We start from the raw sequence: 15349 nt of genomic DNA on the forward strand, positions 1-15349 counted from the left end.
TTGTCACCCGACTTTTCGTAGGATATAGTAGAATTCTACTGTGTGTAGGTAGAATTCTCTGCGTTAGGCTATGGAGCACCTGCGAAGCAGCCGACCGCAGGAAACGGTGGTTGAGCCTGTCGAAACTACCGTTTTCGAGGACGGTGAGCGTAGCGAAGTGCGGAACAGCCGACCATGCGAAGCATGGGAACGCCCAAAAACTTATTCACGAAAAGAAGATTTTCAACTATAATAAATTTATGTTTAACTCACTCACTGGAATTATTACTGGAAAATTTCCGAAACAGGTTTTTATAGATACGAACGGTGTGGAATGGGATCTCTGCGTGCCGGATTCTAACCTCGATATGCTGCCGCCGGTTGGTAATGAGGCGAAGATTTACACCTGGCTGCAGCACACAGACCAGCTTATGGCTCTGTATGGTTTTGCGAGCGCCGATGAACGCAGTGTTTTTCTTGACCTTCTGAAGGTTGACGGTGTTGGTCCTAAGGGCGCTGTAAAAATTATGAGTGCGGTTTCATCTGCGCGACTTATGGATGTGCTTGAAAAAGGTGACCTTGAAATGCTCGAAAAGATTCCGGGTGTTGGAAAGAAAACTGCCGGCAAACTGCTGCTTACTCTCAAAGGCAAGCTTAAGCTTCGTGAAGAAGAAGGAAGCCTTGCTCGTGTTGCAGCTGCTTCTCCTTATTCTGATGTTGTTACTTCTCTTGTTGGAATGGGCTATGATAAACGCCTTGTTGAACAGAAGGTTGCTCAGCTTGTTGAAGTGCTTACCAACGAGGCTGACTTTGCAGGCAAGTCTCAGAAGGAGCGTGAGGATATTCTCTTCCGCCGTGTTATTGTTGAACTGGCCTAGTGCATGGTGGTTTTTCGTCTATCTGAGCAGAAGGAATTTTGTGAGCCAGATAAGCGCGGTATATAAAGCAAAAAGTATTACAAATAAGAGTACGCGCTTTTTGTAATGCTTTTCAAAAGTTTTGATGATTTGCGGAAGGTCTGGGATTTCCGGCATTTCAGGAACAAAATTTTTTGCAATTTCAATTCCCGCATAGATATAATTGATATAGATATATTCTTCTTTTACAAAATCTGAAAGACCTTTTGAAATGCTGCGGCGATGCCATATTGCTGCGGCAATTTTTTTTGTGGTTGCGCCATACTGAACCAGGTAGCGGATTATGCGGAAAATTGCCCAGGCGGCGGTGAGGCCAAAGACTACATATGCTACATAACGCGAGTAAAGAGTGCCGAAAGGTTTTATTACCAGAATTGCACAGCCGAGTGCGTTTGCAAGGAATGTCCAGAGGGTATTCAGTAAAGTTGTCTTGAAAATCAGAGAGAGTTTTTCGTCTATTTTTTCGTAGCAGGTGTCGTAGATTTTCTGTTCTATTTTCTTTTCGATTTTTGGAAGCACGTATTTTGAGACTTCTCGGAAAACGATGAGGATTACTGAAAGATCATCTACAAGGCCAATGCCTGGAATTACATCCGGTAGCACATCGGCAGGAAGAATAAGATAGAGCAGGGCTCCTACGATTGTGACTTTAAGACGAAGCGGAACTTCGGGAGACTTGAATTTATCCCAGAGAAAAAGAACCTTGTCCCAGACTTTTTTGATTGGCCCACGCTTCATTGAGGGAAGTTTTTCTTCAAGTTCTGCCTGGGCCTGGGGCAGAGAATCTGTGTCTGCTGCCTTCTTGCCGAGTTCTTTTGATCGTTCGAGTGCCTTTTGAGTTGTTGTAATTTCTGGAAGCTTTGTCTTTTTCATTGTTCTTATTCTAACTTACTGTAAATCTACCATAAAATATGCTATAATTAAAGCATGAGTGAAAACGAAGATTTTTCTGCTATTGTACGCGCAGATTTAAAAGACAGATATGATGAACAGGACAACAAGCTGCGCCCGACTATGCTCTCGGATTTTCTTGGTCAGGAGAGTGTAAAGAAAAATCTTTCTACTTTTATTGAGGCAGCAAAGCTCCGCGAAGAGCCACTGGATCACCTTCTTTTGATTGGACCTCCGGGTCTTGGAAAAACCACTCTTGCACAGATTACCGCACATGAACTTGGCGTTGATTTTAAGGTTACCAGCGCTCCGGCTTTGGATAAGCCTAAAGACCTTGCCGGCATCCTTTCAACTATTACTCCGCGAACTGTTTTCTTTATTGATGAGATTCACCGCCTTAAGCCTGCCATTGAAGAAATGCTTTATATTGCAATGGAAGATTTTGAGCTGGACTGGATTATCGGTCAGGGAGCAGCTGCCCGTACGGTTCGTATTCCGATTCCACCGTTTACTCTGGTTGGGGCAACTACAAAGGCCGGTTCAGTTTCAAGTCCTCTGAGAAGTCGCTTTGGCTTTATTCCTCGTTTTGAGTTTTATACACAAAAAGAGCTTTCTTCAATTATTAAGCGTTCTGCAAAGATTCTTGAAATTGGAATTGAAGAGGATGCTTCTATGCTGCTCGCTCAGTGCTGCCGTGGAACTCCTCGTGTTGCTAACCGTGTTCTCCGCCGTATGCGAGACTTTGCTCAGGTAGCAGGAAGTAATGTTATTACTCTTGATATTGTAGATGACGGCTTAAAGCGCCTTGAGATTGACGGCATTGGTCTTGAAAAGTATGACCGTGAAATTCTCCGTTCAATTATTGAGAACTTTGGAGGTGGCCCGGTTGGTGCTGAGACTCTGGCAATTTCTATTGGCGAAAGTATGGATACCCTCGAAGATTATTATGAGCCTTATTTAATTCAGTGCGGCCTGTTACAGAGAACTCCGCGAGGCCGCATGGTAACAGAGAAGGCTTATACACATCTTGGTCTCACACACGCCGCCGACTCAAAAGACGGCGTCGCACAAGGAACCTTGTTCTAGAGTTTTCCTCTTTCCATTTTTACGAGTATCATATTTTTGTTCCAGATTTTTGTGTATTTAGAAACACCAATTAAATCTTTTCCGAACATATCAAACATATTACTTCGCATAGTGAATGGTGGAAGGAGTCCCAGAATCTTTTCTCCGTCTGTAAGGTAAGAGGCCTGGACTGGCATCGCATAAGTTCCGTCTTCCTTAAAACCACCGCCACTGTAAAGTAAAGGAAGAATTGCATACTGCTTGCCGGCTTCTTCAAGTATTTCTTTTGGAGTTTTTCCTGTCTCTTTTAAAGTACAGCTCATCCAGCCATTTTTGGGGATATCCTGAAAATCCTGCCAGGCACTTCCTGTGCACTCAACATTGTATTTATCTGCAATTCTCTTATCTGCGTATCCGCGAAGAATCTTTCCTTTGCTAATGAACGTTAGTTTGTCTCCTTTGTGAACAATTCCGTCTGCATCCCAGAAAGTATTCATCCACATTTTTGAATCAGAAACGTTGTGTGAAACTGTAAGCTTATCTGAAAAAACTTTTTCGCCGACTTTGCCGGAGAGCAGTGATGTTCCAAGAGCAAGATTTTCTGCATTCAGACTTTGTTTAAGCATGCCCGTTAATTCCCAGGTTGGCATCATAATAATGCAGTCCTTTGGAAATTTTACTTTTGTAGAGTAATTTGCAAGATAATTATCTGCAATTTCTTTAATGGTCTTTGTACTCCAGTTTCTTAGATTTACAGAAAAATAACCGTTGTTAATATCCTTGCTTTTTTTGTGCTTAAAACTTATTTCAATTCCATTGTGTCCGTCTGTTGTTGAATAATCCATACCAGCACTGTTTTTCTGAGCATCTGTTTCGTTCTGTGCGTAAACAGTTCCTGAATAAATAAAATCTGGATAAGTCTTTGTAAGATATGCAAGAATACTTTTAGTCTTGCTCATAAGCTCTGCATCTGAAAGAATCTTACGTTTTTTATCGCGGCTTCTTTTACCACCTTCGAGCTTAAATGGATATGGGCGCTGAAGTTCAAGGTTTTTCTCTGCAAGTGCATAGCCTTCCTTGTCACTTATTTTTCCCTGCTGATAATGAACACCAACAAAGCCATCCTTGTAAACACGGAAGCTGGTTGAAGTATGATCCACCTTATTAAAAGAAACAATTTTGCTTTCTTCTATCTTTACTGTTGAATATGTAGTTTGACAAAAATATTTTTCTTTCTGCATTTTTAAATCTCCTTAGTTTATTGTCAGTTTCTTTACGCGAATAGTCGGGCCGCCTGTTGCTGTTGGCATGCTCTGTCCATTCTTGCCGCAGGTACCGCTAAAGAATTCCAGATCAGTTCCAACTGCATCAATATCAAAGAGAGTCTGGAAAACATTTCCTGTAACAACATTTACTAAGAGTGGTTCTGCAAGTTTACCATCTCGGATTCTATAGCACTTCTGAGGCTGAATTGTAAAGGTTGACTGACCAGTTCCATAGTTCCAGTCGTAAACATAAATACCGTCTTTTACACCTTTTATTATGTCTTCCGGTTTGTCATTACCGGCAAGCATATAAGTGTTAGTCATTCGAACCATTGGACCATAATTGAAGTCCTGAGCACGGGCATTACCGGTTGGCTCTTCTCCAAGAGTGGCTGCAGATTTTGCATCGTGAAGTCGTCCGCTTAAAATTCCATCTTTAATCAGATAAACTTCTTTTTTCTTGTTGCCTTCATCATCATATGGACAGTAACCGTGGTGCAGACTATCGCCTTCATCAACAATTGAAACTTTAGGATTTGCAACCTGCTTTCCCATTGTCCATTCTTTCTGAAGAGTTTTATCATTGAGCATAAAATCTGCTTCGCTCTTATGTCCAAAACTTTCGTGAGTGAAAACTGAAGTAACAGTAGGGGCGAGTACACAGACATATTCTCCAGGAACTACAGGAGTATTATTTTTTGCAAAGTCTACTGCGCGGTCTCTTGCTTCTATAATTTCAGCTTCATGTTTTTTTAGTTCATTGAAATTAAAGCCCCAGAGTTGTTTACCTCCGCCATAGGCAACTCCTTCGCGGCCGGTAATTTCATACCAGAGATTAAAACAACAGCGCTGATAATCCTGTTTAAGCTCGGTACCTTTGCTGGTATAAAGCTCTTTGATTTTTGAAAAGTAATAAAAGTTTGGATAAGTAACTTTGATTTCTGGAATTGATTTATCAATACATTTTTTTCTGTAATAATTTACAATGTCTTCTCTGTCTTTTTTAGTGAGATTGCGAAGGTTGTTCTTACCCTGAAATTTTAGGATTTCTGCTTTATTTACAGAAAAGTTCTTTACAATAGGATTATCAAGAATAGCTTTGTCAGGTGTTGCGATTGCTGCTAGTTCATCAATCTTTTTCTGAATTGATTTTGTGTCTGTATCATTGGTCTGGGCTGTATACCAGAGATTTCCATCGAAGACGCGAATCATTGCGCCTTTGATCATTGTTTCACTGTTTGCAAGAACATCATCGTTCTGCATGCTGTAGCAGGCATTTTTTGTATCTTCGATTCGCACTTCTGTATACAAATCTTTTGGAAATTTATACTTCACTTTTTAGCATCTCCTTTTTTATATCTTAATATTATTGTAACACAGGATTTTGAAAAAAGATATTTTTTGTGATAATATAACGCTCATGTTAACATCAGATTTTAATTTTGACCTGCCGGAAGATTTGATTGCGCAGCATCCAAGTGGAGTGCGCGGGCAGGATAAGCTTATGCTTTTGAACCGTGCTACCGGCGAAGTAGAACATCATATGATGGACGACCTTCCAGATTTAATTGAGCCGGGCACCCTCATGATTTTTAATAACAGCCGTGTACGCCGTGCCCGTGTTTACGGAATCAAAGAGACTACCGGCCGTGAAACTGAATTCATGTTCCTCAACACAATCGATAAAGACTGCTGCATCTGGAATACAATGGTAAAGTCTGCAAAAAAGCAGAAGCCTGGAATGCACTATAAATTCCCGGACGGAACTGTTGCAGAAATTGTAGAACACGAAGGAAATGCCGGAACAGAATTCCGTGCACTCAAATTTGATTTTGCAATTGATGAAGACTGGTTTGAAAGAAATGGTCATATTCCTCTTCCTCCATACATTAAGCGTGGAGACACAGAAGAAGATTCAGAACGATATCAGAATGTTTATGCGACAAACACAGGAAGCGCTGCCTGTCCTACTGCAGGCCTTCACTTTACAGAAGACATGCTTGCCCGCCTGGATGCCAAAGGAATTGAGCGCCGCTTTGTAACTCTTCATGTTGGTCTTGGAACCTTCCTTCCTGTTCGCGAAGAGAATATTGAAAATCATAAAATGCACGAAGAATGGTACACTGTTCCAAAAGAAACTGCTGATGCAATTAATAAGGCTAAGGCAGAGGGAAGACCAATTCTTGCGGTAGGTACTACTAGTGTACGTACTCTTGAAAGTGTTGCTCAGAAGATAGAGCAGGATGGCGGTGTTGTTGGAGCTAATAACGAGTGGGTTCGTGCAGGCACAAACTCAACAAGTATCTTTATGTATCCGGGCTTTAAGTTTAAGGTTGTAGATAAGATGTTCACAAACTTCCATACTCCAGAGAGTACACTGATTATGCTCGTTTCTGCCTTTGCCGGCCGTGAGCACATTTTGAATGCCTATAAAACTGCAGTTGAAAACAGATATCGCTTCTTCAGCTATGGTGACTGTATGTTTATTAGGTAAGCTGCTCAAAGCTATATCGTGCCAGATTGAAGAACTGCTGTCGCATAACATCAGTAATCATCTGGTCGGTGGCGGCCTTCTGGAACTGCTCGGAAACTGCTTCTTCTAGCTGAGAAATATCTTTCTGTGAAAGAGGCAGGCGGTGTCCACTAATAAAGTTTTCAAATTCCTTGCTGTGGAAAGTGAATGGTCCTGCAAAGGCAAGGTGTGCATTAAGAAGCGTATTCTTTTCTGTATCAGCAATAAATGCAAAAGATGCCGACTGTTGGGTAATGGAATGTTCTAGTCCAACTCGGCGGAAAATTGAAAGCTCTGCATCTACAAGCGGAATGCGGATATTTGAAAGAATAAAGCCTTCTGGTACAGTCTTAAAAGTTCTGATATTTTCTGTTCTTGTTTCTGTCTGATTTTTGAACTCAAGTTTAGCATCCAGTGCCATAAGCGGAGCAAACAAAGTAAGTTTATGATTTTCAGAACAGATGTTTCCGCCAATAGTTGCAGTGTTTCTGATTAAAGGATTTGCGATACAGTTGAGCGCTTCGAAAAGAATCGGCGGAAGGTGAGTCTGACCAATTGCAAGAATCTCTGAAAGGGTAGCGCCCGGTCCAACATCAATATAGCGTTCGTGGCGGGAAATGTGAGAAAGATCTTTGATTCCATGTGTTGAGATAAATTTGTCCGGCAGAGTTTCAATACGTGTACAGCCGCCAACAACTTTTGTACCCGGATTGTTGTTCAAAATCTTTATGAGTTCAGCCGCATTTTTTGCATATAATATAGTCTTTCCCATTTACTTCCTCATGTATGGCAACTAACTGCGCTTTTGTCTCCTGTTCGAAATCTGAATTGCGTAAATAATTCCGTTTACAAGAGTCTCAATGTCTGTGCAGCATGGTGACAAGGCTTTTACGTAATCTGTAATTTCCTGGCGGGTTGGCATTTTTGTCATCTTTAAAATCTGATAAGCAGAAAAAACTTTTCCGGCTGTGCAGTAGCCGCAGAGTTTTATTCCGGCCTTCTGGAAGCCACCCATTATAGTGTTGTATTCTTCTGTTTTTACAAAGTAGTCTAAAGTTACAATATCACTGTTGCGGACAATGCCTGCAGGAATTTTGCAGGATGCAGCCGGCTTGTCGTCAAGCAGAATTGTGCATGCACCACAGAAGCCTCCGCTGCAACCGCTTTTTACAGATGGGCAGCCGTTTTTGTGAAGCACCTTCATAAGTGATTCGTCTGCATGAGCATCCAGAATTGTTTTTGTTCCATTCAGTGTTACTGGTATTTTCATTCTGCTGCTCCTTTAGATTCTGTTTTTGCTTCGTTCTTCTGTTTTGTACGGTCGCGGATAAGCTGGAAGAGAAGGTCTTCTGTACATGGAATTTCTGTAAGCTGAGTTGTAAGTGCAAGTGAAAGAGCAGAAGAGAAAGCCGCTGGCAGAGAGTTGTGAATGAGTCCGCCAACCTGACCTGAGCGGTTATTCGACTGAATAAAGCTGATGTTAATTGCATCACAAGGAACTGTCTTTCCTTTTACAAGCATTGTCAGTTCCTGCTGAATTTCCAGACGGATAGTTCTGCGTGCGGCAGCTTCATCAAAAAGTTCTCCACAATCAACCGTTACCCAGATTCCTTTAATTTTTTCGTTGTAGGTATAAGTATCAAGTTCAACTTCTACAACAGTTGTGATAAAGGAAGTTGTATAGAAAGGACTTCCGGAGAAGTTTTCCTTATCCCATTTTGTTTTTGTATTTGCAGGGCCGCCGCGTTTTGCTGTAATTGGAAGCGGCTGATGGAAGCGCTTTTTCTGAATGTCGGTACAGCATTTTCTTACAAGCTCATTCATAATACTGATAGAACTGTAAGAGTCTTCCGGTGCTTCTGGAATCTCATCATAAGAAAAATCTGAATTAATCTGAATGTTCTGCTTTGGGATCTGTAAGATTTCTGCAGCCGAAGTTTTCCAGATGTCCTGAATTACGTCTGAAGGTTTTATTGCATGAATAACCAGTTTTTCTTCTGCACTAAGAGTTACTTCAAGTTTTGCGTCATTTGAAAAACTTGTCTGTCCGTAATAACCGGAAGGAATGTAAGCAGTGGCAACTCCAATTCCACGGAGTGGAAGCGCGAAGAACGGCTTACTGTCTTTTTCAGCACGGTCAATCGCATCCATGTGGAACGACGCATACTTTCTGTTAAAGTCGCTTGCGGCAAGTGCTGTTTTTATTACGTTCTGAACATCGCCGGTTGGAATCTCAAAAGGAAACTTTGTGATTTGAGCTTCTTCTTTTGCGGCAGTTTTCTTTGTGCGCTTTGGCTTTGCAGTTTCTTCTGGAACTGCTTCTTCTGCATTAAGAAGTCTTAATTCATCCGGGAAGATAGTAGAAAGATTACTGATTTTCTGAATCTCATTTTCAATTGCAAAGAAAGCCTGTGATTCAATTATCTGCATTGAAATTGAAGTCGGCGGATTTTTTGATGTATGTGCTTTTGCGTAAATATAGAGATTTTCCGGTTTATAATAACTTGCCGCTGCAATTGCAATACGGTCTGTAATTTCCTGAGCAAAAGGGTTCGAACAGCCAATATCAATATCAATTGAAATCTTAAGAGCTTTTAAGCGGCCGTCTTTGTTCAGGGCTGTACGGTAAGTAATTTCTGTAAGAACGCCAGGAACCATAAAGTTTTCCTGCTCGAACTGAGAAAGAACAAGTTTTACCGGTTTTTTAGAGAGCCATGAAGCGGCGGCAATCTGAATTGCAAGCTGAGTTGTGCGCGCAAGTCCTGAAGGGTAGATTCCTGCAGATTTTGTTTTATGAATAAATACAAGAGATTCTTCTATATTTAATGCAGCGGCTACAGACTTTTGTGTAAAGCTCGTCCAGCGGGTTGGAACAAATACATGAATCTTTTCGCCTTCGGTATAAGCAAAGGCACCTTCTGTTTCCTGCCATTTTGGAGTGAGCAGTTTTTCTTTCCAGGTATCTGTAGAGGTGAAGTCTGCACTTTCAAAAATTTTTGAATCGGCCTGTGCAAGTGAAAGCTTATTGTACAAGCCATATTTGATTTCGCGGGTTGCTATAATTACATTCGGATTTTCTTCTACATGAGACTTATCAATTACAGTATCAAGAGAAGGCATTTCATTAATCTGTTCAACGAACTCCTTAAAGTTTGAAGCTTCGTCTGTCTGATTATTGATTACATTGTGAAGGGCAGATTCAAGGTTTTCAACGTCAAAGTTAATGCTTGCTGTATCCAGAAGTTTATAAACTTTTTCTTCATCTGGTCCAAAAAGAATTCCAAGAGGTTCACCGGCATAAGAAACATTCCCGTAGCCGAAAATCTTTATTGTGGTCTTATTTGCAGTAATTGCCTTTATGCCTGGTAAATCCTTACTGGTATATGCAAAATATCCTTCGGGTAAATCCGGCACAGTGACATTTTTGATTTTTCCGGCTGGGGCAGGGCTTCTGATTAAAACTGCATAGAGACAGCCATCTTTTTCAAAATCACTGTAAAAACCTGAGGCTTCAAGAGAACGTAAACTATTTTTTGAACTTGTTTTCTTTACTGCCATATTTTATTTATCGCTCCGGTTCTCGTTTCCTATTGAAGTAACTGTATCAATTACAAGCTGTGCCTGTTCGTCTGTCATATCAGGGAAGAGAGGAATAGAAATTGTTGTGCAGTACTGATGTTCTGCATTAGGATAATTTTCTGCAGTAAAATCAGGATAGAGTTCTTTCCAGTAAGTAAAATGGAAGATTGGAATAAAATGAACTGAGATTCCAAGTCCCGCTGCCTGCATTTTTTTAGCAAACTCGTCGCGACTGATTTTCAGTTTTTCTGGCACAATGCGCATAAGGTACAAGTGCCATGAGTTTCCTTCGCCGTCTGGCGGAAGTTTTATAAAGTCGAGCTTTGAGAATGCCTTGTTATACATATCTACAATGCGTTTTCTCTGTTCGTAGAAAAGCTGTGCGCGGTCTACCTGGCAGCAGCCGATTGCGGCAAGTACATCTGGAAGATTAAACTTATAGCCTGGGGCTACAATGTCGTATTCCCAGCTTGCACGTGGACTTGTGTAGCGGTCCCAGGTGGTGCGGTCCATTCCATGCATTCGCATAACTGTCATGCGGCGGGCAAGCTCTGGATCTCTTGTGCAGACCATACCGCCTTCTGCTGTTGTAATTGTCTTAGTTACATAGAAAGAAAATACACCGGCATCTCCAATTACTCCGGCGTATCCGAGTGAGGTTGGAGAAGGGAAGGAATGTGCTGCATCTTCAATTACACGAATGCGGTTATCGGGAGTTGAATATTTTTCTGCCAGTTCAAGAATGCGCTTCATGTTACAGATATTTCCTGCAATATGCACCGGAACAATTGCGCGGACACGGTGTGCCCCCTTGCCGTCATAACCTCCCGGCTGGCTGTCTTTCTTCAGGATTTCTTCTATCTTATCTGGATCAATACTGTAGGTGTCTTTTTCAACATCTGCAAAGAAAACGTCTGCATTAAGATGGCGTGCACAGGCAGCAGTTGAGACAAAGGTATATGGAGTTGTAATTACGGCAGTTCCTTCGTGAACTCCGCAGGCTTCCATGGCAAGAATCATTCCGCTTGTGTTTGAGTTTACGGCAAGGCTGATAACCGGAGCTCGGCCAGCGGCTTCATCTCCGGCACTTACAGCAGCGCTGAATTTTTTTTCAAACTCCAGTGCATAACGACCGGTAGTTAGCCAGCCGCTGCGAAGTACATCAAGAACTGCATCTTCTTCATCTTTTGTAATTGCCGCTCTGTGGAACGGAACCTTTATTTCTGCCATTTGTTGCCTCTTGTAGAAATCTATAGTAAATCAGTGCGTAACTGATTGTCATTTTTTATTTCTTCATAAAAGTCGCGAAGGCTTTCACAGTCATCGCATAAAAGTTTTACAAGCAGAGCCTTGTCGCGGAACTTGTCTTCTTCACCTTCAGTCCAGAAACAGATTGGGTGCAGGGCTTCCAGAAGTTTTTCAAGCCGCTCGCTTTCATATTCTTTATTATCAAGCTGTAAAAGTTTTTTGTACTTTGTTGGAGTTGGATTTTCTTCTTCGAGCCAGAGCGGTTCAATAAGGCGTTCTCCCTTGCGTGCTCCGACAATCTTAATATCAATATCTTTATATGGTTCAAGGCCAGAGAACTTAATAATCTGTTTTGCAAGGTCTATGATTTTTACAGGCTCTCCCATATCAAGAAGATATGATTTTCCGTTTTCGCCAACACCGCCGGTCTGCAAAACAAGAGAACAGGCTTCCGGAATAGTCATAAAGAAGCGTTCCATTTTGTCATCGGTAACTGTAATAGGACCACCGGTTTTAATCTGATCCTGGAAGAGAGGGAGAATAGAACCGCGGCTTCCAAGTACGTTACCAAAGCGAACGAACATAAAGGACTGTGCCGTGCCGTCTGCAGTCTTTCCGGTTTTCTTAGCGGCATCAAGTACAAGCTTTTCACAAAGCATTTTCGAAACACCGTAAACACTGACAGGAGCAACAGCCTTATCAGTTGAAATTAAAACAAAACGGTCTACCTTATGTTTAAGAGCTGCGTCCAGAAGATTCTTTGTCCCGAATACATTGTTTTCAACAGCAGCAACCTGATTTTCTTCCATCATTGGAACGTGCTTATATGCAGCACAATGGAAAATTACGTTACAGTGAGTCTGGCGGATAATGTAATCAACATATTCACGGTCGCGCATATCACCAATAATCGGGACAATGGTAGCCTTTTCACCAACGCCTTCTGCCTGCAAAAGACGAAGCTCGCGGTAAATACTGCAGATTGAGTTTTCGCCATGACCAAAAAGGTAAAGACGCTCGGCACCACCGCTTAAGAGCTGGCGTGCAAGTTCCGAACCGATAGAACCACCGGCACCTGTAATAAATACACGCTTTCCGCGAAGGTAGCCAAGACTTTCCTTAAGGGAAATGGTAACCGGAGTACGGCCAAGAATATCAAGAGGATCAATTTCACGTGTTTGAACAAGATGTGCAGTTCCTTCTATTACCTGGCTTATTCCCGGAAGGATTTTGATATGATTAAAACCGTTTTGAGTAAGGGTTTCGTAAATTTCACGGATTCTTTCGGTTGGGGCGGAAGGAATAGCAATAATTGCTTCGTCTAAATCTGAATTGGAAAGAATGGAAGTAACACCGCTGATAGGACCAAGAACAGGAACTCCATCAATTACAGTTCCTATGATGTCTTTATTATCATCAATAAATGCGTTTACTTTTCCAAATATCTTTTTTCGCTTGATATCATCGGCAATAGTTTGTCCGGCAAAGCCTGCTCCGATGATGTATATACGTTTATCCATTATCCCAACCCTTTTGATTATTTTATCACATGCAGGGCAATTTCGCAACGTTCGAAAAAAACGCTAAACCCAAATCTTTTTTTTTCCGATGAATGAAATGATAGTCGATATACGGGGTGTAATAATGGGGAACCTTAAAAGACTTAGTATTCTTGCCGTTCTGTTGATTGGCAGTTCACTTTGTTTTGCAAATCAGATTTCGTTTCAGATTGTACAGCATGATGACTGCCTGGACAGCGTTTCAGAAGACTCTCTTACAATCGAAGATTCTGTACTCAACAACTTTTTTGAGTATGGTTTTATTGTAACAAACTCTGATGCCGCAATTTCAGAATCTGCAGCGCAGGATGAAAAGCTTTATAAAATCGGACAGGGCGATGCCTTCAATGGATTTTCTGATTATTTTATTCAGATAAGGCTCTATTACGAACGTACAGATGAGACTACAAGTGCAAATGCAGATCTTTGCGAAATTGGTTTTTCAATTACTTCCGTAAAGACCGGCAAAAAGATAGCGGACAAAACTATGAAGAATATCAAGATTGACCGCACAAAGAAAAACAATCTGGTGAAAATCTCATCAGATCTTGTTGATGAAATAAGTAAAGCATTAAGAGCATATAAAGCCTAAGGATGGGTAGGGGTATGAAAAATAAATTAAAGAACATTGTTAAGATTCTGGTTGTTACTGCAGGATGTCTTATGTTTGCATCTTTCAGTCCTTCTTTAGACGGAAGGGCTGTAGTTGTTGATGAAGGAGTTTTTCCTCAGGGACTTTTCGCTAAAACTGTAGGTTATCTTCCTGGTGATATTATCAGTGTGACAAATATTGCCGGCGATACAACAATCGACCTGCTTGTAATTGGTGCTCTTGATCCTTCTGAAGGCGTTGCAATTATGCTTTCACCTGAAGCAGCCCAGGCAATGGGAATTGATAAGGGTGCAAATAATATCGTAAAAATCACAAAACGTTCCGGCCAGGACGAACGCGTTTACGGCAATGCAGTGATTTCAAAATCTGCTGCAGAAATTAATGACTGGGACGACAGCAGCTTTGAAAATATCAGTGCTGAAGAAAATACAGAAGCTTTTGATGAAGAAGAGAAAGCAGAATTGCCTGAAGATTCTTTTGATACAGAGGCTGAGGATGAAGCTTTAGACGAAGAAGCCTTTGACGAAGAGGATTCTGAAGATTTCGAAGAAGCTGAAGACTTTGAGGAAGCTGAGGAGTTCAAAGATTCTGAAGAGGCAGAAGACTTTGAAGAGTCTGAGGAAGCTGCAGATTTCGAAGAGGCTGATGAAGAGTTTGATGATGAAGAAGCCTTCGATGAAGAGTTTGAAGAAGATGCTGATTTTGAAGATGAAGAATCAGATGAATCAGAAGCCTTTGAAGACGAAGAATTCGATGATGAAGAATACATAGAAGAAACTCCTGCAGAAGATGATTCTGAAGAAGAGTTCACAGACGAAGCTCCAGATGCTCTTGAAGAAGATGCAGAAGAAGAAGCTTTTGATGAAGAAGAACTTGACGCACTTCCAGCTGAGGAAGAAGAAACAGAAGAGTTTGATGAGGAAGCAGAAGATTTCGATGAAGAATTAGAAACTGAAGCTGAAGAGGAAGAGGAAACTCCTGCAGAAGAGAGTTTTGATGAAGAAGCTTTCGATGCAGAAACTCCAGATGAACTTCCTGCCGAAGAGGCTGAAGAAACAGAAGAACCTGAAGATGAAGCTCCAGCAGAAGAAGCCTTTGAAGAAGATGAACTTGATGCTCTTCCAGAAGAAACAGCTCCTGAAACTGAAGAGTTTGCAGAAGAGACTTCAGAAGAGTCTGAAACAGAAGAATATGAAGCAATCGTACTTGTTCCTGTAGATTCTAATCCTCCAGAGAACAATGAAGATGAAGTAGAAGATGTTGTTGAAGCAGACGAACTTGAATCAATTGATGAGCCAATAATTCTTACACCAATTGCTTCTTCAAGTAAATCAGCTACTACACCTGTTACCGTAACACCGGTTACTCCGGTAGAAACAAAGAAACCTGGTACAAGTGCTACATCTTACGATAAGTACATTGTTCCAAGCCTTAAAGACCTTGAAGCTGGAAAGTATTACATTCAGATTGCAGTTTATGCTTCTGATGATAATATTCTTGAAGTTATCAACAAGTATGGAAGCAACTATCCAATTACTATCGTGCCAATGGCAGGTGGAAATAAAAAGCAGGTTCTCGTAGGACCTGTTACAATGGATGAATATAAGGTTGTTCTTGAAAGATTTAAGTCGTATGGATTTAAAGATTCATTCTTGCGTAAGGTAAAATAGGCTGGGGATATACAAACAAAACTATAATATAAAAAAACTGGCGGAGTTCCG

13 protein-coding genes are annotated in these 15349 nt (G+C 41.3%); 5 read left to right on the top strand and 8 right to left on the bottom strand.

Annotated elements, in window-relative coordinates:
• Positions 1 to 239: 239 nt before the first annotated feature.
• Positions 240 to 857 carry a Holliday junction branch migration protein RuvA gene (gene ruvA / locus BM161_RS06140; protein WP_074931324.1) on the top strand — a complete coding sequence of 206 codons (618 nt, stop codon included), beginning with the start codon at positions 240 to 242 and terminating at the stop codon, positions 855 to 857.
• Between the two features lie 18 nt (positions 858 to 875).
• Here ruvA and BM161_RS06145 read toward each other — a convergent pair whose 3' ends face one another.
• Entirely contained in the window at positions 876 to 1769 is an 894-nt protein-coding gene (locus BM161_RS06145; RefSeq protein WP_074931136.1) for a YkvA family protein, read from the bottom strand.
• Between the two features lie 54 nt (positions 1770 to 1823).
• Between BM161_RS06145 and ruvB the strand changes: the two genes are divergently transcribed.
• Entirely contained in the window at positions 1824 to 2873 is a 1050-nt protein-coding gene (ruvB, locus tag BM161_RS06150) for a Holliday junction branch migration DNA helicase RuvB (protein WP_074931137.1), read from the top strand.
• On the opposite strand, the gene BM161_RS06155 is transcribed toward ruvB, so the two are convergent.
• Complete coding sequence (locus BM161_RS06155; RefSeq protein ID WP_074931138.1) at positions 2870 to 4093, bottom strand: metallopeptidase TldD-related protein; 1224 nt, start codon at positions 4091 to 4093, stop codon at positions 2870 to 2872. The genes ruvB and BM161_RS06155 overlap by 4 nt on opposite strands.
• 12 nt (positions 4094 to 4105) lie before the next feature.
• Positions 4106 to 5452: a TldD/PmbA family protein gene (locus BM161_RS06160; RefSeq protein WP_074931139.1), complete on the bottom strand. Its 1347-nt coding sequence runs from the start codon at positions 5450 to 5452 to the stop codon at positions 4106 to 4108.
• Positions 5453 to 5537: 85 nt separating this feature from the next.
• On the opposite strand from BM161_RS06160, the gene queA reads away from it, so the two are divergent.
• Positions 5538 to 6611, top strand: coding sequence for a tRNA preQ1(34) S-adenosylmethionine ribosyltransferase-isomerase QueA (gene queA / locus BM161_RS06165; RefSeq protein WP_074931140.1), 1074 nt, complete (start codon positions 5538 to 5540; stop codon positions 6609 to 6611).
• Here queA and BM161_RS06170 read toward each other — a convergent pair.
• The 5 genes from BM161_RS06170 to BM161_RS06190 are packed head-to-tail and all read right to left on the bottom strand — an operon-like array spanning position 6604 to position 12976.
• Positions 6604 to 7401: an FAD binding domain-containing protein gene (locus BM161_RS06170; RefSeq protein ID WP_074931141.1), complete on the bottom strand. Its 798-nt coding sequence runs from the start codon at positions 7399 to 7401 to the stop codon at positions 6604 to 6606. The genes queA and BM161_RS06170 overlap by 8 nt on opposite strands.
• A 21-nt stretch (positions 7402 to 7422) precedes the next feature.
• Positions 7423 to 7899 carry a (2Fe-2S)-binding protein gene (locus BM161_RS06175; protein ID WP_074931142.1) on the bottom strand — a complete coding sequence of 159 codons (477 nt, stop codon included), beginning with the start codon at positions 7897 to 7899 and terminating at the stop codon, positions 7423 to 7425.
• Entirely contained in the window at positions 7896 to 10187 is a 2292-nt protein-coding gene (locus BM161_RS06180; RefSeq protein WP_074931143.1) for a xanthine dehydrogenase family protein, read from the bottom strand. Before BM161_RS06180 ends, BM161_RS06175 begins: the two co-directional genes overlap by 4 nt.
• 3 nt (positions 10188 to 10190) lie before the next feature.
• Positions 10191 to 11438: a DegT/DnrJ/EryC1/StrS family aminotransferase gene (locus BM161_RS06185; RefSeq protein WP_083425700.1), complete on the bottom strand. Its 1248-nt coding sequence runs from the start codon at positions 11436 to 11438 to the stop codon at positions 10191 to 10193.
• A gap of 20 nt (positions 11439 to 11458) precedes the next feature.
• Positions 11459 to 12976: a polysaccharide biosynthesis protein gene (locus BM161_RS06190; protein ID WP_074931145.1), complete on the bottom strand. Its 1518-nt coding sequence runs from the start codon at positions 12974 to 12976 to the stop codon at positions 11459 to 11461.
• Between the two features lie 124 nt (positions 12977 to 13100).
• Here BM161_RS06190 and BM161_RS06195 point away from each other — a divergent pair, with 124 nt between their 5' ends.
• Together BM161_RS06195 and BM161_RS06200 are read left to right on the top strand one after the other, a co-directional pair.
• Positions 13101 to 13607 carry a hypothetical protein gene (locus BM161_RS06195; RefSeq protein WP_074931146.1) on the top strand — a complete coding sequence of 169 codons (507 nt, stop codon included), beginning with the start codon at positions 13101 to 13103 and terminating at the stop codon, positions 13605 to 13607.
• Between the two features lie 14 nt (positions 13608 to 13621).
• Positions 13622 to 15298, top strand: coding sequence for a hypothetical protein (locus tag BM161_RS06200; RefSeq protein ID WP_074931147.1), 1677 nt, complete (start codon positions 13622 to 13624; stop codon positions 15296 to 15298).
• The last annotated feature ends 51 nt before the right edge of the window (positions 15299 to 15349 follow it).

It is taken from the genome of Treponema bryantii (assembly GCF_900113965.1).
GTDB classification, from domain to species: Bacteria; Spirochaetota; Spirochaetia; order Treponematales; family Treponemataceae; genus Treponema_D; species Treponema_D bryantii_A.